This window comes from Cupriavidus sp. MEYA8, from assembly GCF_059278825.1.
Window position 1 is genome coordinate 1,207,351 of sequence record NZ_CM181222.1, and the last position, 17,984, is coordinate 1,225,334.

Consider the following 17,984-nt stretch of genomic DNA (forward strand, 5'->3'; position numbering starts at 1 on the left):
TATGAAAGCCGCCGTCCTGCATCAACCCAAGACCCCGCTCGTGATCGAAGATGTTGCCATCGGCAAGCCCGGCCCGCGCGAAGTGCTGGTGCGCACCGCTGCCGTGGGCGTGTGCCACTCTGACCTGCATTTCCTGGACGGCGCCTATCCCTACCCGATGCCGGCCATCCTGGGGCACGAGGCCGCCGGCGTGGTCGAGCAGGTTGGCGCCGAGGTGCGCACGGTCAGGCCCGGCGACCACGTCATCACCTGCCTGTCGGCGTACTGCGGCCATTGCGAGCATTGCCTGACGGGGCACCTGTCGCTGTGCATCGAGCCCGACACCCGCCGCCGCGAGGGCGAGGAGCCGCGGCTTATGGCGCGGCAGGGCGGACCCATGAACCAGTTCCTGAACCTGTCGGCCTTTGCCGAGCAGATGCTGATCCACGAGCACGCGCTGGTGGCGATCCGCCGCGACATGCCGCTGGACCGCGCCGCGCTGATCGGCTGCGCCGTCACCACGGGCATGGGCGCGGTCATCCATACCGCCAGGGTGCAGCCGGGCGAGAGCGTGGCCGTGATCGGCTGCGGCGGCATCGGCCTGGCCACGGTCAACAGTGCCGCGATTGCCGGCGCCGGCCGCATCATCGCGATCGACCGGGTGCCGGCCAAGCTGGAACTGGCGCGCAAGTTCGGCGCCACCGACGTGATCGATGCCGGCAATGCCGACGTGCTCGACGCCGTGCGCGGGCTGACCGGCGGCGGCGTGCATCACGCCTTCGAGGCCATCGGCCTGAAGCAGACCACCGAGCAGGCCTTTGCCATGCTGCGCCGCGGCGGCACCGCCACCGTGATCGGCATGATCGCGCCGGGCGTCAAGATCGAACTGAAGGGCAGCGACTTCCTCGGTGAGAAGCGCATCCAGGGCTCGCTGATGGGCTCGAACCGCTTCCCGGTCGACATGCCGCGCATGGTCGATTTCTACATGGCCGGCCGGCTGCACCTGGACCAGCTGATCGCGCAGCGCCTGCCGCTGGAGCGCATCAACGATGCCTTTGACGAACTGCGCCGGGGCGAACTGGCGCGATCGGTGATCCTGTTCGAGTAAGAGTTAAGTAAGCGATCGCCTCAGGGTTGCGCGGGACCGCTGCCGAGCGCTGCTTGCATCGACCGGTGCCATTGTCCACACTGTGGGACAATGCCGCTCTCCCACCGCAGCCGCCCCCAACCCTATCCCAGCTTCCCCCCGCATGAAGACCATCGACTGGAAAGACTGGGAAATCTTCTGCCGCGTGGTGGAAGGCGGCGGCTTCACACAAGGCGCCGAACTCGCGCAAGTGCCCAAAGCCTCCGCCAGCGCCGCCGTGGCGCGGTTGGGCCAGCCGCAGCGTTCGCCGTGGATGGCTCAGTAGGGCTGGTTCGCGGGCCGGACCTCGAAGCGCAACTGCTCGGCCAGGTCCAGCATCTCTTCATCATCCTCGCTACGCGTGATCCAGCCGGCGTAGGCGTCGCCGCCGGTATCCCAGTTCCACAGCGTATAGCCGGCCACGCGCAACTGGTTGTGCGCCAGCTCCATCAGCTCGGGCACGCTGGTGCTTTCCAGGAACGACTCTTCCTCGGGCTCGTCCGTGCCCCAGTCGATTTCCAGGTCGATGCGCTCGCACAGCTGGTTCAGGCAGCCGATAAAGGACTGGCAGTCCTTCCAGTCGACAAAGAAGCCGGATTGCCAGTCGATGACTTCGCGCACCACCCACAGCAGCTCGCCGCCGTCGGTGTCGTCGTCCTCGGCGTCAAGCAGCGCGTCTTCGAACATCGACAGCTGCGCCGCCGTCTGCGCGCTGTCGTCGAGGTTGATCAGGGCGAAGAAACGCGCGATCGCGTCCTGCGTGTCGTCGTCCAGTGGTGTGGCCATGCGGGATCTCCTGTGGTGCCGTGCGGCTTGGTCATGCCGCGATTAGTGCCGCGACCTATGCCGCGATGCGCATGATCTCGCGTTGGCCCGCCGGTGTCACGCGCAACGCGCGCGAAGTGCGCGTAGTCTCGACCCAGCCGCGCTCCAGCAGGCTGCCCAGCAGCGCCGCGCCCAGCGCACCGCCGAGGTGGGGTTTGCGCTCGCTCCAGTCCGGGCAGGTGCAGGCGAACTGGCGCCGCTTGCGCCGCGCTGCAGCAATGTCGATGCCCAGTCCCGCCAGCGCCTGCGCGCCGTCGCCGCTCAGCTCCACGCGCTGCGCGTCCAGCACCAGCCAGCCGCTATGCGTCATCCGCTCGAACAACCCCACCGCCAGTTCGCCGGCCAGGTGGTCGTAGCAGGTACGCGCCTGCCGCAGCGCCGGCGGCGCGGTGCGCGACACGGGCACGTCGCGCAGCCGCGGCGGCCGGCTGGCCAGCGACGCCGACGCCAGCGCCTCGATCGCCACGCCAATCTCCGGCGCCGCCAGCCGGTAATACCGGTTGCGCCCGCGCGTCTCCACCGCCAGCATCCCGCCCTCGGTCAACCGCGCCAGGTGCCCGCTGGTGGACGACGCCGACAGGCCGGCGATCAGCGCCAGCTCGCCCGCGGGCCGCGCGCTGCCATCCATCAGCGCCCATAGCATGGCGGCGCGGCCGGGGTCGGCGAGCAGGCCGGCCAGCTGGCTGATACCGGGGGTGTAATCCATGGTTCGGCTCCGGGTGAAGGGTGCAAGGCGGAGTATATGGCCGAACTCGGGGGCCATTACGTGCGAGATAGCTTCATCGCGCGCACGTAGTCCTGCGCCGGTCGATCACTCCCACAAATCTGTGGACAGGGTTAGGCGATCCAGGCGGACCAGCGGAGTGTTGCCGATTGCGTCGACGATGGATTCAAGGACTTTGCTCATAGTGCCTTCCTGCAGCGGAAAGCAGATGTGTCTTGAATGGCAAGTTGTCTCTGGTGGCGAAGATTGGACAATCGTGAGGGTTTCTAGGAGCGGGCAGACTTAATCCTTTTCAAGGTGAGTAGTCGCCGTTAGAGCGATGGCAGCCTAAGTGCGGCGCGATGGTCGCTCCTTCGAGGTCAAGCCACTCTACGCCAGGTGGGAGCGCACCATCAGCGGCCGAGAATGGCCGAACTTGGGCTCACGTCAAGGCGGTGCTGGCGCAGCGCTTACTCTGCTCCGAGATTAGCCGCGTGTTCTGAGGCTTTCCGCACAAACGTCATCAATCTTTGGGATGAAGCGGCCCATGCTTGTTACTAGTCTGAAACATCCGAAGCAGGCCCTAGACAGGAGACAATATGACTACGGCAGCCACTCCCACAGGTTCCGTGCTGGCGCAACGATTCAAGCAACGCTTGAAGCCATTCATGCCGGCGTGGCTGCTGAAATTCCGCCGCGACGGTGTGATACGCAGGGAAGGCTCATTGTACGAAGGCAAGTCGCTGGGCGAAATCTTCACCCATGTGTACGAAACCGGCGCCTGGGGCGTGGCCGAGGACCAGTCGGGGTTCTATAGCGGCAGCAGTTCCCACGACCCGAAGATCGTCGAACCCTATGTCGAGGCGGTGACTGCGTACCTGACGGCAATGCCGGAGCGGCCGTCCGTCGTCGACCTGGGCTGCGGCGACTTCAATGTCGGCAAACGCCTGCGCGCCGTGTGCGGACGCTATATCGGCTGCGACGTGGTGGACGCGGCGATCCAGTCGAACCGCACGAGGTTCGCCGATCTTGACGTCGACTTCCGCTGCGTCGACATCACGACCGACCTGCTGCCTCCTGGCGACATCGTGTTCCTGCGCCAGGTGCTGGACCATCTGGACAATGCGCGCATCGCCACCGTGCTGTCGAAGCTGGGGCCGTACAAGGTCTTGATCCTGACCGAGTACCTGCCACAAAGCGCAAACTTCACGCCCAATCTCGACAAGACGATCGGCTCGCACCTGCGCCTGTTCGGGGCGCAACCGAGCGGGCTCGTGCTGACCGCGCCGCCGTTCAATCTGAAGGTGCTGTCCGCGCGGATTCTCTGCGAAGTTCCCGACAGCGGTGGTGTCATCCGCACCATCGCGTACAGATTGCCGGGACGCTGAGTCCTGTCGATCGGGAGCCGTCTCGGCAATTGCACGGGAGACGGCCTCGAACACCACGCGCGGCGCTTCGTGCGCTACCAACAGCGCTTCGGCGCGCAGTTTGTCGCCAGCGGGCCGGCGTGGTCGCTCGACGCCAAGGGCGCGGCCGAGCTGACGCGCGTGCCCGATGGCGTGGCGGCGCGCTGCGTCAATGACGAGGAACGGCTCGCGCGCCGTTTCGAGATGAGTTGCGATGCGTCGTTCTGGCGCGAGGCCGGGGTGGAGGCGGGCTTCGAGTCGGTGCCGCTGCACGGCTACGTGCATCTCTTCCACCTGGAATGGCACCGCAACCTGTGGGTGCATGTGCAGCACCTGACCGAATACCGCTACCAGCCAGAGTTGCGCGACAAGCTGGTGCTGCCCGACCACCACCGCGACCTGATCGATATCCTGACCTCGCACATGGACGTGCTGGTGCCGGACTTCGTGGCCGGCAAGTCGGGCGGCACCACCATCCTGTGCCAGGGCGCGCCGGGACTGGGCAAGACGCTGACCGCCGAGATCTATGCCGAAGTCGTAGGCAAGCCGCTGTACCGGGTCCATTCGGGACAGCTCGGCACCACGGCGGCGTCGGCCGGCGCCAGCCTGGGCGGCATCCTGCAGCGCGCCATGCGCTGGAACGCGATCCTGCTGCTGGACGAGGCCGACGTCTGTATCCGCTGCCGGGACAACGACCTCGAGCACAACGCCATCGTCGCCGAGTTCCTGCGCACGCTGGAGTACTTCAACGGCCTGCTGTTCATGACCACCAACCGCATCGGCGAGGTCGACGATGCCATCCTGTCGCGCTGCATCGCCACCATCCACTACGAAACGCCGGGCAAGGTCGATGCGCGGCGCCTGTGGCGGCTGCAGGCGGCGCAGTTCGGCGCCGAGCTGGGCGACGGGCTGGTCGAGGCGCTGCTGCGGGCCTATCCGAAGGCCAGCGGGCGCGATATCAAGGAGCTGCTCAAGCTGGCCACCCGCTATGCCCGCGCGCGGGAGGTGCCGCTGAACGAGGACGTGTTCAGGCTTTGCGGGCAATTCCGGGGACTGAACTGAAGCGCATGCCGTGAAGCGCGGGCCAGCGGTATCATGGCGCATCTGCCAACGCCGCTGACGCGCCCCATGAGCCTCGATCCTGCCGAACTGCAGGCTGTACGGCCCTACCTGCTGCGCTTTGCGCGCTTGCAGCTGCGCGATGAGGGGCTGGCGGAAGACGCCGTGTCGGAAACGCTGCTGGCCGCGCTGGAGCACCCGGAGCGCTTTGGCGGCCAGTCCTCGCTGCGCACCTACCTGGTCGGCATCCTCAAGCACAAGCTGATCGACAGCCTGCGCAGCGGCCGGCGCGAGGTGCGGCTGGCGCTGGTGGCGCCGGAGGACGGCGAGGTGCCGTCCGAACAGGAGGCGCTGGATGCGCTGTTCACGCGCAACGGCCACTACCAGGACCCGCCTTCCGACTGGGGCGACCCCGAGCGCGCCTTCGAGCGCCGCGAGTTCTTCGAGATCCTGCAGTTGTGCGTCGACCGGCTGCCGCCGCGGCTGGGCCGGCTGTTCATGATGCGGGAATGGCTGGAGCTGGATACCGAAGAAATCTGTCAGGTCTTGCAGATCAGCGCGACCAATGCATGGGCCATGCTGTACCGGGCCCGCATGCGGCTGCGCGCGTGCCTGGAACTGCACTGGTTCGGGCGCCGCGACGCAACCGGCAAGGGGTGATCGGCCTCCTGCGAACGATCTCGTCCACATAACCCTCGGCAACCACCATGCCCGACCGCCCCGCCCGCCGCCTGCTGCCGGACTGCGAAGAGGTTCACCACCTGACCATGAAGGGCCTGGACCAGCCCTTGTCATGGGTGGAACGGCTGCGCATGCGCAGCCACCTGGCGATCTGCGAAGCCTGCACCGTGTTCAGCGCGCAGATGCGGACCATGCGGGAGGCGATGCGGCGGATGGGGCGGGAGGATTGAGGCCACTGCTCGCAATCAGGTGCGCGAGGTGCTGAACGCAAGCCAACGTCTCTCGCAAACGCTCCCCTCCCCCGCGAAGTGGGAGAGGGGAGCAAACCGGCGGCAATCACGCACGCGCACCTTCGCCGTAGGGATCGAAACCACCCACGCGGCTGCCTTCGCTGTACGGGTCGAAGCTGCGCGCCGGGGCTGCCGATACGCCGCCGCGGTCCAGGCCGGCCACCGTGCGGGCGCCGTCCACGTACGTATCGGGCTTGCCGGCGCGGGCGCCATCGGTGAAGGCATCGTGCGAACGGAACTCATAACCGTACTTGTCGCCAGGCAGCGTGGCGGCGGCCAGCGTGCGCGCACCGTCGGTGAAGACGTCGTGCGAGCGGAACTCGTAACCATACTTGTCGCCGGGCAGCGGTTCGGCTGCGCTAGCGGCGTGCGCGGCGCCGAGGGCGGCCAGCGACAGGAACAGGGCGGAAGCGAAACGGGCGGTCTTGGTCATGATTTTCTCCAGTATTATTCGTTGAATTTGGCAGAACGTCTTGCTGTGTGTGCGTGCCGTTCATGTAACGAACTATAGGAGTCTTGGTCGGGCATAAGCGGGGAGCAGTATGGACAAATCGTTCAAATAAATTGAAATAGATGCCGGCTGGCGCGCCGCGTTACGTCATGACGCAAATGTAATCGGCTCGCCGCGTGAACACTGCCCGGCCTCGGTTAAACTTGCGGCTCACTGCCATTCCCGACATGCAACGCCTGCTCCTCATCGTCCTCGCGCTGATCCTGCCGCTCCAGTTCGCCTGGGCGGGAGCGGCCGCCTATTGCCGGCACGAGGTGGCAGCGGCGGCCAAGGCGCACCTGGGGCATCACGAGCACCAGCACCAGCAGAAAGGCGAGGCCGGCCAGCCCGCAACCAAGGCCGACGCTGATGTCGACAAGCTGGGCATCGCCGATCCCGACTGCGGCGTCTGCCATGTCGCCTCGGTCCCGTTCGCACGGGCCGACGGGCCGCGCGTGCAGGCCAGCCAGCGCGTTGAACTGGCGCAGGCCCCGCGGCAGGCCGGCTTCTCCTCCCACAGCGCCAGGGCGCCCGACCGCCCGCAGTGGCCCCGTCTCGCTTAGCCGGCGAGACGACGCCACCCGCTTCCCTGACTTCTTCCTGATTCGCTGAACTCAGGCGTCTCGCCGAATTCCCGGTTTCTTTCCTGGTGCAATTCGATGCGAAGACTTTTGCTGCCGCTGGGGCTGGCGGCCGTACTGACCAGCCCGCTTGCCGGCGTCGCCCAGACGCCACCATCCGCCATCCAACCCTCGCCGTACGCCGCCAGTGCGGACGGCGCGGGCGTACGCGAGCCATCCGGCACGCTGACGCTGGACGCCGCGCTGGCGCTGGCCGAAGCCGGCAGCTTCGCGCTGTCCGCCGCCGGCAAGGAGCTGGATGCCACCGAGGGCGACCTGACGCAGGCGCGCGTGATCCCCAATCCCGAGCTGGCAGTGTCGATGGAAGACACGCGCCGCGCCACGCGCTCGACCACCGGCCAGTTCAACGTGCCGATCGAACTCGGTGGCAAGCGCGCCGCCCGCATCGGCGTGGCCGAGCGCGGCCGCGAGCTGGCGCAGGCGGAGCTGGGCGGCGTGCGCGCCGAACTCCGCGCCGCGGTGATCGCGCGCTTCTTCGGCGTGCTGGTGGCGCAGGAGCGCGTCAAGCTGGCCGAGGGCTCGGTCGGCATCGCCAGCCGCGCGGCGCAGGCTGCCTCGCGCCGAGTCGCCGCCGGCAAGGTGGCGCCGCTGGAAGCGACGCGCGCACAGGTCGAGCAGGCCAACGCCGAGCTGGAACTGGCCGAGGCCACCGGCGCGCTGCAGTCCGCACGGCAGTTGCTGGCCGCGCTGTGGGGCAATGCCGCGCCGCGCTTCGCGCAGGCACAGGGCGACCTCGACGCGTTGCCGTCGCGCCCCGCGCCCGCCGCGCTGGAAACGGCGCTGGAAGATTCGCCGTTGCTGGCCGCGAGCCGGCTCTCCGCCGAACGCAGCCGCGCCGAAGCCGCGGTGGCGCGCAGCCGCCAGTACCCCGACGTCACCGTCAGCCTCGGCGCCAAGCGCGACAACGAGGCCAACCGCAACATGGCCGTGCTGGGCGTGGCGATCCCGCTGCCGCTGTTCGACCGCAACCAGGGCAACCTGTACGCGGCGCTGCGCCGGGCCGACCGCGCGCAGGACGTGCATGCCGCCAACCGCATCCGGCTGGCCAATGAATTGCAGCAGGCGTCGACGCAGCTGTCGGTGTCGCGCGCCGCGGCCCAGACGCTGCAGGGTTCGGTGCTGCCGGCGGCGGAGCAGGCGTATGCCGCCGCTTCGCGCGGGTTCGAGGCCGGAAAATTCAATTTCCTCGACGTGCTGGACGCCCAGCGCACCCTGTTCCAGGCGCGCATCCGCTACCTGGACGTGCTGGCCCGCACCTATGACGCGGCCGCCAGCATCGATCGCATCCTCGGACACTGATACGGAAGGCTCCAGGCATGGCAATAAGCAAGCAACAACGGGCCGCGGTGGTGGCCATTCTGGTCGCGGGGCTGCTGGGCGGCGCGGCGATCCTGTTCACGGGCAAGGGCGGCGGGTCGGGCGAGGCCGGGCATGAGCATGGCGAGCACGCTGAAAAGGGCGAGCATGCCGACCATGACGACGGCCACGCGCACGACAAGCCGGCGAGTACGCAGGCCGACGCCCCCGCTGCCGCCGCTGCGCCGGCGCAGGCCGCGGACCGGCCCCATGTCATCAAGCTGACGCCGGAGCAGGTGCAGCAGGCCGGCATCGGTATCGCCACGGCAGGCCCCGCGCCGTTGCGCGGCAGCATCGATTTCCCCGGCGAGATCCGCTTCAACGACGACCGCACCGCGCACGTGGTGCCGCGCGTCGCGGGCGTGGCGCAGGCGGTGCCGGCCAACCTGGGCGAGCAGGTCGCCAAGGGCCAGGTTCTGGCAGTAATCGCCAGCACGGCACTCGCCGAGCAGCGCAGCGAACTGCTCGCGGCGCAGCGGCGCGAGGCGCTGGCGCGCGCCACCTACGCGCGCGAAAAGACGCTGTGGCAGGAGAAGATCTCTGCCGGGCAGGACTACCAGCAGGCCCGCGCCGCGCTGGAAGAAGCGCAGATCGCGGTGCAGAATGCCAGGCAGAAGCTGGTCGCGATCGGCGCATCGGAAAGCGCCGGCAAGGATCGAGTGGACGGCAAGGGCGGCAGCCTGAACCAGTTCGCGCTGCGCGCCCCGTTCGACGGCATCATCGTCGAGAAGCACCTGTCGCTGGGCGAAGCCGTCAAGGAAGACGCCAGCGTCTTCACCATCTCGGACCTGAGTTCGGTCTGGGCCGAGTTCGTGGTCTCGGCGCGCGACCTCGACCAGGTGCGCGTGGGCGAGACCGTCAGGATCCGTTCCACCGCCTCGGAGACGCAGGCCGAGGGCAAGGTCTCCTACGTCGGCGCGCTGCTCGGCGAACAGACCCGTACCGCCAAGGCCCGCGTGACGCTGTCAAATCCGGGCATGGCGTGGCGGCCCGGGCTGTTCGTCACCGTCAGCGTGCTCGGCGCCGCGACGCAGGTGCCGGTTACGGTGGAAGCCGATGCCGTGCAGCAGGTCGATGGCCGCAGTGCCGTGTTCGTCGCGGTGCCGGGCGGGTTCGCCATGCAGGCGGTCAAGACCGGCCGCAGCGGCGGCAAGCTGGTCGAGATCACCGAAGGCCTGCAGGCCGGCGCGCGCTACGCCGCGGCCAACAGCTTCATCCTCAAGTCCGAGCTGGGCAAGGCCAGCGCCGGGCATGAGCACTGAGCGGGAGGCGCCATGTTCGAACGCCTGATCCGCTTTGCCATCGAGCAGCGCTGGCTGGTGCTGCTGGCCGTGCTCGGCATGGCCGCGCTGGGCCTGTACAACTACACCCGGCTGCCGATCGACGCCGTGCCTGACATCACCAACGTCCAGGTGCAGATCAATACCGCCGCGCCCGGCTATTCGCCACTGGAGACCGAGCAGCGCATCACCTACCCGGTCGAGACCGTGATGGCGGGCCTGCCGGGGCTGGAGCAGACCCGCTCGCTGTCGCGCTACGGGCTGTCACAGGTCACGGTGATCTTCCGCGAAGGCACCGATATCCATTTCGCGCGGCAGCTGGTCAACCAGCGCATCCAGGAAGCGCGCGACAAGCTTCCACCCGGCATCACGCCGGCGATGGGCCCGATCTCGACCGGCCTCGGCGAGATCTACCTGTGGACCGTCGAAGCCGAGCCCGGCGCGCGCAAGCCCGACGGCACGCCCTACACGCTGCCCGACCTGCGCGAGATCCAGGACTGGGTGATCCGTGCGCAGCTGCGCAACGTGCCTGGCGTGGCCGAGGTCAATGCCATCGGCGGCCATGCGCGCGCCTACGTGGTGGCGCCAAGCCTGGAGCGGATGGCGTCGTACGGGCTGTCGCTCGCCGACGTGGTCACGGCGCTGGAGAAGAACAACGACAACGTCGGCGCCGGCTACATCGAGCGGCGCGGCGAGCAATACCTGGTGCGCGTGCCGGGCCAGGTGCGCTCGCTCGACGATATCCGCGACGTCATCGTCGGCACCGCGCAGGCCCAGCCGATCCGCGTGCGCGATTTGGCCAGCGTGCAGACCGGCGGCGAGCTTCGTACCGGCGCCGCCACCGAGGATGGCCGCGAGGTGGTGCTGGGCACGGTCTTCATGCTGATCGGCGAGAACAGCCGCACGGTGTCGCAGGCCGTAGACCGCAAGATGGCGGAGATCAACCGCACGCTGCCGGCCGGCGTGAAGGCGATCACCGTGTACGACCGCACCAAGCTGGTCGACAAGGCCATCGCCACGGTGAAGAAGAACCTGCTGGAAGGCGCCGTGCTGGTGATCGCCATCCTGTTCCTGTTCCTCGGCAACCTGCGCGCGGCGCTGATCACCGCGCTGGTGATCCCGCTGTCGATGCTGTTCACCTTTACCGGCATGGTCCACACGCGCACCAGCGCCAACCTGATGAGCCTGGGGGCGCTGGACTTCGGCATCATCGTCGATGGCGCGGTGGTGATCGTCGAGAACTGCGTGCGGCGCCTGGCGCATGCGCAGCAACGGCATGGCCGCGCGCTGACGCGCACCGAGCGCCTGCACGAGGTCTTCGGCGCCGCGCGCGAGGCACGCCGGCCGCTGCTGTACGGCCAGCTCATCATCATGGTGGTGTACCTGCCGATCTTTGCGCTGACCGGCGTCGAGGGCAAGATGTTCCACCCGATGGCGATCACGGTGGTGCTGGCGCTGCTGGGCGCGATGGTGCTGTCGGTAACCTTCGTTCCCGCCGCGGTGGCGCTGGCGATCGGCAATCGCGTGGCCGAGCGCGAGAACCGGCTGATGGCGTGGGCGCGGCGCCGCTATGCCGTGCTGCTGGACCGCTCGCTGTCGGCGACGCCGGTGGTGCTGGCGCTGGCCGGCGTGGCGGTGGCGCTGTCGCTGGCGATCGCCACGCGCCTGGGCAGCGAGTTCGTGCCCAGCCTCAACGAGGGCGACCTCGCCATCCAGGCGCTGCGCATTCCCGGCACCAGCCTGACGCAATCGGTGGCGATGCAGCAGCAGGTCGAGACCACGCTGAAAGCGAAATTCCCCGAGATCGAACGCGTGTTCGCGCGCACCGGCACCGCCGAGATTGCCTCCGACCCGATGCCGCCGAATATCTCGGACGGCTACATCATGCTCAGGCCGCAGTCCGAATGGCCCGCGCCGCGCCGCACGCGCGACGAACTGATCGCCGCGATCCGCGCGGAGGTCGGCAAGCTGCCCGGCAACAACTACGAGTTCTCGCAGCCGATCCAGCTGCGCTTCAACGAGCTGATCTCGGGCGTGCGCTCCGACGTCGCGGTCAAGGTGTTCGGTGACGACAACGCCGTGCTGGAAGATACCGCCAACCGCATCGCCGCGGTGCTGCAGGGCATTGCGGGCGCGGCCGAGGTCAAAGTCGAGCAGACCACCGGGCTGCCGATGCTGAGCGTCAATATCGACCGCGACAAGGCCGCGCGCTACGGGCTCAACCTGAGCGATATCCAGGAAGCGGTGGCGATCGGCATCGGCGGCAAGGTGTCAGGGACGTTCTTCAGCGGCGACCGCCGCTTCGACATCGTGGTGCGCCTGCCCGATGCCGTGCGCGAAGACGTGGACGCGCTGCGGCGCCTGCCGGTGGCGCTGCCGAAAGACACCGTGGCGGGCGCGCGCACCAGCTATATCCCGCTCAGCGAAGTTGCCACCGTGGAGATCGCGCCGGGCCCCAACCAGGTCTCGCGCGAGAACGGCAAGCGCCGCATCGTGGTCAGCGCCAACGTGCGCGGGCGCGATATCGGCAGCTTCGTGCCCGAGGCGGAGGCCGCCATCCGCGATCGCGTGCGCATCCCCGCCGGCTACTGGACCAGCTGGAGCGGCACCTTCGAGCAGCTGCAGTCCGCCACGGCGCGCCTGCGCGTAGTGGTGCCGCTGGCACTGGGGCTGGTGTTCGTGCTGCTGTTCGCCATGTTCGGCAACGTCAAGGACGGGCTGCTGGTCTTCACCGGCATCCCGTTCGCGCTGACCGGCGGCATCCTCGCGCTGTGGCTGCGCGGCATCCCGCTGTCGATCTCGGCCGCGGTGGGCTTTATCGCGCTGTGCGGCGTGGCGGTGCTGAACGGGCTGGTGATGCTGTCGTTTATCCGTTCGCTGCGCGAGGAGGGCGTGGGGCTCGACCAGGCGATCCGCGACGGCGCGCTGACGCGGCTGCGGCCCGTGCTGATGACCGCGCTGGTGGCGTCGCTGGGTTTCGTGCCGATGGCGCTGGCCACCGGCACGGGCGCCGAAGTGCAGCGTCCGCTGGCCACGGTGGTGATCGGCGGCATCCTGTCGTCGACGGCGCTGACGCTGCTGGTGTTGCCGGTGCTGTACCGGCTGGCGCACAGGAAAGATGAGCCGGTGACTGCGGACCGCCAGGCCGGCAATCCATCTTTCACGTCGCCGTGAAGCGTTTGCCGTGCCCAGGCGGCAAACTGGCGGCATATTTCAGCTCCCGTGTGCCGCCATGCTGCCTGCCGCCGAATCCCATGCCAACGATGCCAACCATGCGCTCGACCCGCTAAGCGCCGTCACGCACCCCGATCCCTATCCCTACTACCGCGAACTGGCGACGCACCGGCCGTTCTTCCGCGACCAGCGGCTCGGCCTGTGGGTTGCGGCGGGCGCACGCGAAGTGGCGACGGTGCTGTCCCACCCCGACTGCCGCGTGCGTCCGCCAGCGCAGCCGGTGCCGCCCGCACTGGCTGGTACCGCCGCCGGGGATCTGTTCGGCCGGCTGATCCGCATGAACGACGGCGCCGCGCATGCGCCGTTGAAGGACCTGCTGATGCCACTGCTTGCCGCCATCGATCCGGCGGCAGCTGCACGCCGTGCGGCAGCGCTGGCTGAGCTGATGGACGCCGGCACGGCATGGTCCGCGGAACGCATCAATGGCGTCCTGTCGACGCTGCCGGTCGTGACGCTGGCTGACCTGCTCGGCCTGCCCGTCGCGGTGGATCGAGCCACGGCAGCGGCCGTGGCCGCCCACGTCGCAGCATTTGCCGCCGCACAGTCACCGCTTGCCGATGCGAACGCCGTGCAAGCCGGAGCGGTCGCCGCACAATGGCTCGGCAACTGGCTCGCCAATGCCGTACCGGCAGCAGGCCCGTTGCCGTCGCTGCAGCAGGCTGCCTGTGCGGCGGGCATCGATGCGCAAGCGGTGGCCGCCAACACCATCGGCCTGCTGGTGCAGGCCTGCGAAGCCACCGCCGCGCTGGCAGGCAATTCGCTGCTGCATCTCGGCCGTGGCAAGGCGTTGCCCGGAATATCACCGGACCAACTGGTCACAGAGGTGGCGGTGTCGGATCCCCCGGTGCAGAACACGCGCCGCTTCCTCGCCGCCGATGCAACCCTGTGCGGCCATGACGTCAAGGCCGGCGATGTGGTGCTGGTGCTGCTCGCCGCAGCCTCCTGCGGCGGTATGGCGGATGGCGAGCGTCCGTGGACCTTCGGCCACGGACGCCACGCGTGCCCAGGCGACAGGCTGGCGCAGGCGCTCGCCGGCGCGACGGTGACGGCACTACTTGCACGCGGCGCCGCCCCGGCCGTACTGGCGCGCGCGTTCCGCTATCGTCCTTCCCTGAACGCCCGCATCCCGCATTTCTGCTGACCTCACCATTCAAAACACGGAGCCCTCATGATCGCCGTCATCTTTGAAGTCGAGCCCGCACCGGGCCGCCGCGACGCCTACCTCGATATCGCCGCAAGGCTGCGCAGCGAGCTGGAGAGCATCGACGGCTTTATCTCGGTCGAACGCTTCCAGAGCCTGGCCAACCCGGGCAAGGTTCTGTCGCTATCGTTTTTCCGCGACGAGGCGGCCGTGATCGCCTGGCGCAATACCGTGGCACACCGCGAGGCACAGGCCGTGGGCCGCGGCGGCGTGTTTGCCGACTACCGCCTGCGCGTGGCACAGGTGCTGCGCGACTACGGCATGCACGCACGCGACGAAGCCCCCGCCGACAGCCGCGCAGTGCACGACCGCAAGCCCGGCTGAAGGAGCATGCGATGACGATGGAAGCAATCGGCACGCAGGCTGCCTTTATCGGCCTGACCTTCCTGCTGGCAGGCTTGGTCAAAGGCGTGGTGGGCCTGGGCCTGCCCACCGTCGCGGTGGGATTGCTCGGGCTGGTGATGCCGCCGGCGCAGGCCGCGGCGCTGCTGGTGGCGCCGTCGATGGTGACCAACGTGGTGCAGCTGTTCAGCGGTCCGCGCTTCGGCCAGCTGGTACTTCGGCTATGGCCGATGCTGGCGGCGATCTGCGCCGGCACGTGGCTGTGCGCTGCGCTGGTGGCGGCCGGGATGATGACCCACGCCACCTCGGCGCTTGGCGTGGCGCTGGTGCTGTATGCGGTGGTCGGACTGGCAGCGGTCAAGCTGCACGTGCCGCCGGCGGCAGAGGCCTGGCTCGGGCCGGTGGTCGGGGTGGTGACCGGCGCGATCACTGCGGTGACCGGCGTGTTCGTGATTCCCGCTGTGCCTTACCTGCAAGGGCTGGGGCTCGAAAAGGAGGGCCTGGTGCAGGCGCTGGGGTTGTCCTTCACGATCTCGACCATTGCGCTGGCGGTCAGCCTGGCGCTGGACGGATCGTTGCTGCACACCCCGGTGCTGGGGGCTTCGTTGCTGGCACTGGTGCCTGCGCTTGGCGGCATGTTCATCGGGCAATGGCTGCGCCATCGCATCAGTGCGGAGCGCTTCCGCAAGCTGTTCTTCTGCGGGCTGCTGGTGCTGGGCGGCGAGCTGGCGATGCGCGGGCTTTCGTGATCACGCTTTCGCATACGATCGGTTTTCTCCCCTCTCCCGCTTGCGGGAGAGGGAGCACCCAGTCGGTTAAGCAAAGGTCATGGGTACGCGAACGATCCTCACCGCCCCGCCTGCACCACTCGCCCATTCAACGGCTGCACCGGCCGCGCATTCATCGGGTAGAGCTTGCGGAACGTCGCCAGTTGCGCCGCCGAAATCTCCACCGGCGTCTTCAACACCTGCCATCGCACATCCTCGCTGCAAGGCGGCGTGGTCAGCGAGCCGGTGAACGCCCAGTAGGATTGCTGCGCAGGCAGCAGCGCCGCCACGTCAATCGGCGCACCCAGCTCGCGCGACTCGCCGGCCTTGGCCGGCAGGCTGGCGAAGACCGGCTGCAACGCCGCGTTTTCGCGCCCGGTCTTGAACAGCACCGCCACCACCGCCAGCTTGCCTTCGGCGTTCTGGTGCACCAGGTGCGCCACCAGCGGATAGGCCTTGCCGTTGATCTTCTCTTCGCTCGGCGTATGGAAGTGGAATTGCACCAGCTTGTACGCCGCGCCGTCGAACTCGGCCTGCCCGCCCGCAGGCAGGTTGACCTGGATGGTATGGCCGTTGTTGACCACGGTTGCCGGCGTTGCGGTGTAGCCAAAGCCGATCGGCTTCAGGTCTGCGCTCACGGTCTTGTTGGTACGGATATCGATGGGCGACTGGTGCTTGCCCAGCGTGCAGGTCTTGTAGCCGGCGTCGAGCTCGCCCCAATGGCTGGCGCCGGTCGGCCCGGCGTAGGTCCAGTGGGTGTCGTTGCCTGCCCAGGCGGCAGGGGCGAGCAGGGCTGCGCAAATGGTGATGGCCGGCAGCTTGATGGTCATGTCGATGCGTCCTCGTGTAGGTGACCCCTTCGTACTCCGAACTCCCGGGTTGGCGCGATCTGCTGCCACGCCTGATCCGGGCCCGAAATCATGCAGCAAAAATCGCCCCGCGCGAACTCAGCATTACTGAATTCCGGTCTGCACTGCGCTTATTCCGGGTATGCGGCTGACGCTGGCGCACCGGCCAGCACTGGGACGGTCCGGGGTATTCGAGCCGTTTGATCGGCGGCGCGGCCCTGGACCGGCAAGCGGGTTCATGACAGGCACGGCCGGCGTGATCCGGCCGTGCCTGCGCCTTCAGTGGGGCGGGGTGCCCGGCTGGCTTGACTCCAGCTGGTCCCGAACCGCGGCGATATGGTCGCCGGCGGCATCGACGGCCGCTTCGAGATCCTGCTCGCTGCAGTGAAGCTCGCGGCACCAGTACTGCACTTCAAGCGGATCCATCAGGTTAACGCGGCCCGGATCCAAAGGCCTGAACTGGCTCGTTGCATCGATCATGCTCGCCTCCTGTCCGTGCCTCGGCGCGACACGACCCTTGCATTGTAGGCAGTGATCGCGATCGCGTTGCATGCAAAGCCGATGCTGTGCGCCATGCCATGCACGCGACTCGGCATATGATGCACGGGTTACCCACACCGACAGGACGACGCATGCCCCGCTCTTCCGGTGCAAAGCTCTGGTCCACGCTGAACAAGGCCGCCACGCGCAATGCCCGCCGCATGCAGCGCGCGGTCAACCGCAACATCACCAAGCCGATGACCGAAGCCATCGTGCGCAACGCGGTGAAGCAATCCGCTGCACTCACCGCGGCCACGCAGCGCGCGCTGTCCGGCGTGGTGTCGCCGGCCGAGCCGCCGCGCAGCCGCGGCAGCGGCCGCTGGGAGGAGGGCAGCTGGGGCGCCGGGCCGCTCGCGCCGCGGCGCTATCGCATCTTCGTGCCGGCGGGCGCCAATGGCAGGCGGCGCGCACCGATGCTGGTGTTGCTGCATGGCTGCGGGCAGGACACCGCCAGCTTTGCAGCGGTCACGCGTGCTGCCGCCGTGGCGCGCGAGGCGGGCTGGGTGGTGCTGTTGCCCGAGCAGAGTTCGCAGGCGAACGCGCAGCGCTGCTGGAACTGGTTTAAGCCCGCCGGGCACGGTGCGGTGGAAGCGGGCCTGCTGATGGCGCTGGTCGAGCAGGCATGCCGCACGCATCCGGTGGCGGCTAACCGCGTCAGCGTGCTCGGCTTGTCAGCGGGCGGGGCGATGGCTTTGACGCTCGGCCTAAGCTATCCCGCGCGCTTCGCGGCGGTGGGCTCGCATTCCGGTGCGGTGCCGTGGAGCGCCACCAACGCGGCGCAGGCCACACGCGCGATGCGCGGCCAGCGCGGGCCCGATGCGCAGGCCGTCCACGCGCTGCGCCTCGGCCTTGCCGGCCGGCGCCCGCCGCCGCTGCTGCTGCTGCATGGCGACGCCGACGCCATGGTCGACTTCAGCAACGCCACCGCGGCGGCGGCACTGTGGATGCACCTGCAGCCCGAAGGCGCCCATCCGCTTGCCGCGGTGCCGGCGCGGCGCGCCCAGCGCGGCATGCGGCGTGCGGTCGATGTGTTCGACTGGACCGAGGGCAAGGCGCCTTACATGCGGCTGGTGCGGGTCGAAGGGCTCGGCCATGCGTGGAGTGGCGGGGCCGGGGGGCACGCGTTCTCGGATCCGGCGGGGCCGGATGGGCTGAAGCTGGCGTTGCGGTTTTTTCTGGCGGTCGGGGGGTGAGGAGCGTCACCCGGGCGTCACCC

Annotated in this window: 17 protein-coding genes and 2 pseudogenes; 14 read left to right on the forward strand and 5 right to left on the reverse strand. The window is 68.5% G+C overall.

Annotated elements, in window-relative coordinates; genetic code table 11:
* Position 1: 1 nt before the first annotated feature.
* On the forward strand, positions 2-1,087 hold the full coding sequence (locus tag AC5WJ1_RS22585; RefSeq protein WP_135703296.1) for a Zn-dependent alcohol dehydrogenase: 1,086 nt from the start codon (positions 2-4) through the stop codon (positions 1,085-1,087).
* A gap of 142 nt (positions 1,088-1,229) precedes the next feature.
* Positions 1,230-1,355 (forward strand): annotated as a pseudogene (locus AC5WJ1_RS22590) (helix-turn-helix domain-containing protein); the annotation flags it as partial.
* 29 nt (positions 1,356-1,384) lie between these two features.
* Here the strand turns inward: AC5WJ1_RS22590 and AC5WJ1_RS22595 are convergent.
* Together AC5WJ1_RS22595 and AC5WJ1_RS22600 are read right to left on the reverse strand one after the other, a co-directional pair.
* Positions 1,385-1,891, reverse strand: a complete 507-nt coding sequence (locus AC5WJ1_RS22595) for a DUF6630 family protein (protein WP_135703295.1) — start codon at positions 1,889-1,891, stop codon at positions 1,385-1,387.
* A gap of 55 nt (positions 1,892-1,946) precedes the next feature.
* Positions 1,947-2,636, reverse strand: coding sequence for an ArsR/SmtB family transcription factor (locus tag AC5WJ1_RS22600; RefSeq protein ID WP_135703294.1), 690 nt, complete (start codon positions 2,634-2,636; stop codon positions 1,947-1,949).
* Positions 2,637-3,301: 665 nt separating this feature from the next.
* Here AC5WJ1_RS22600 and AC5WJ1_RS22605 point away from each other — a divergent pair.
* From AC5WJ1_RS22605 to AC5WJ1_RS22620, 4 genes and pseudogenes are all read left to right on the forward strand, one after another.
* The gene (locus AC5WJ1_RS22605; RefSeq protein ID WP_494476556.1) at positions 3,302-4,021 is read left to right on the forward strand and encodes a class I SAM-dependent methyltransferase; all 720 of its coding nucleotides are present in this window, start codon (positions 3,302-3,304) and stop codon (positions 4,019-4,021) included.
* A gap of 48 nt (positions 4,022-4,069) precedes the next feature.
* Positions 4,070-5,101, forward strand: a pseudogene (locus AC5WJ1_RS22610) (AAA family ATPase); the annotation flags it as partial.
* Between the two features lie 66 nt (positions 5,102-5,167).
* Entirely contained in the window at positions 5,168-5,758 is a 591-nt protein-coding gene (locus AC5WJ1_RS22615) for a sigma-70 family RNA polymerase sigma factor (protein WP_135703983.1), read from the forward strand.
* A gap of 47 nt (positions 5,759-5,805) precedes the next feature.
* The gene (locus tag AC5WJ1_RS22620; RefSeq protein ID WP_133095642.1) at positions 5,806-6,009 is read left to right on the forward strand and encodes a zf-HC2 domain-containing protein; all 204 of its coding nucleotides are present in this window, start codon (positions 5,806-5,808) and stop codon (positions 6,007-6,009) included.
* Between the two features lie 106 nt (positions 6,010-6,115).
* On the opposite strand, the gene AC5WJ1_RS22625 is transcribed toward AC5WJ1_RS22620, so the two are convergent.
* On the reverse strand, positions 6,116-6,502 hold the full coding sequence (locus AC5WJ1_RS22625) for a hypothetical protein (RefSeq protein WP_494476557.1): 387 nt from the start codon (positions 6,500-6,502) through the stop codon (positions 6,116-6,118).
* A gap of 245 nt (positions 6,503-6,747) precedes the next feature.
* Between AC5WJ1_RS22625 and czcI the strand changes: the two genes are divergently transcribed.
* The 7 genes from czcI to AC5WJ1_RS22660 all read left to right on the forward strand — a co-directional run bounded on the left by czcI (position 6,748) and on the right by AC5WJ1_RS22660 (position 15,362).
* Entirely contained in the window at positions 6,748-7,122 is a 375-nt protein-coding gene (czcI, locus tag AC5WJ1_RS22630; protein ID WP_133095644.1) for a cation efflux protein, CzcI family, read from the forward strand.
* A gap of 96 nt (positions 7,123-7,218) precedes the next feature.
* The gene (locus tag AC5WJ1_RS22635) at positions 7,219-8,499 is read left to right on the forward strand and encodes a TolC family protein (protein ID WP_133095645.1); all 1,281 of its coding nucleotides are present in this window, start codon (positions 7,219-7,221) and stop codon (positions 8,497-8,499) included.
* A gap of 17 nt (positions 8,500-8,516) precedes the next feature.
* The gene (locus AC5WJ1_RS22640) at positions 8,517-9,818 is read left to right on the forward strand and encodes an efflux RND transporter periplasmic adaptor subunit (RefSeq protein WP_135703290.1); all 1,302 of its coding nucleotides are present in this window, start codon (positions 8,517-8,519) and stop codon (positions 9,816-9,818) included.
* 12 nt (positions 9,819-9,830) lie between these two features.
* Positions 9,831-13,010 carry a CusA/CzcA family heavy metal efflux RND transporter gene (locus AC5WJ1_RS22645; RefSeq protein ID WP_494476558.1) on the forward strand — a complete coding sequence of 1,060 codons (3,180 nt, stop codon included), beginning with the start codon at positions 9,831-9,833 and terminating at the stop codon, positions 13,008-13,010.
* A 58-nt stretch (positions 13,011-13,068) separates the two neighbouring features.
* Positions 13,069-14,211 (forward strand): cytochrome P450 family protein, encoded by a 1,143-nt coding sequence (locus AC5WJ1_RS22650; protein WP_135703288.1) that lies wholly within the window; start codon positions 13,069-13,071, stop codon positions 14,209-14,211.
* Between the two features lie 27 nt (positions 14,212-14,238).
* On the forward strand, positions 14,239-14,595 hold the full coding sequence (locus AC5WJ1_RS22655; RefSeq protein ID WP_135703287.1) for an antibiotic biosynthesis monooxygenase family protein: 357 nt from the start codon (positions 14,239-14,241) through the stop codon (positions 14,593-14,595).
* A gap of 11 nt (positions 14,596-14,606) precedes the next feature.
* Positions 14,607-15,362, forward strand: a complete 756-nt coding sequence (locus tag AC5WJ1_RS22660) for a sulfite exporter TauE/SafE family protein (RefSeq protein WP_195430269.1) — start codon at positions 14,607-14,609, stop codon at positions 15,360-15,362.
* Between the two features lie 98 nt (positions 15,363-15,460).
* Here AC5WJ1_RS22660 and AC5WJ1_RS22665 read toward each other — a convergent pair whose 3' ends face one another.
* Positions 15,461-16,210, reverse strand: coding sequence for a carbonic anhydrase (locus AC5WJ1_RS22665; RefSeq protein WP_133095651.1), 750 nt, complete (start codon positions 16,208-16,210; stop codon positions 15,461-15,463).
* A 297-nt stretch (positions 16,211-16,507) separates the two neighbouring features.
* Positions 16,508-16,708 carry a DUF3606 domain-containing protein gene (locus AC5WJ1_RS22670; RefSeq protein ID WP_133095652.1) on the reverse strand — a complete coding sequence of 67 codons (201 nt, stop codon included), beginning with the start codon at positions 16,706-16,708 and terminating at the stop codon, positions 16,508-16,510.
* 152 nt (positions 16,709-16,860) lie between these two features.
* Here AC5WJ1_RS22670 and AC5WJ1_RS22675 point away from each other — a divergent pair, with 152 nt between their 5' ends.
* Positions 16,861-17,961, forward strand: coding sequence for an extracellular catalytic domain type 1 short-chain-length polyhydroxyalkanoate depolymerase (locus tag AC5WJ1_RS22675; protein WP_494476559.1), 1,101 nt, complete (start codon positions 16,861-16,863; stop codon positions 17,959-17,961).
* Positions 17,962-17,984 lie beyond the last annotated feature (23 nt).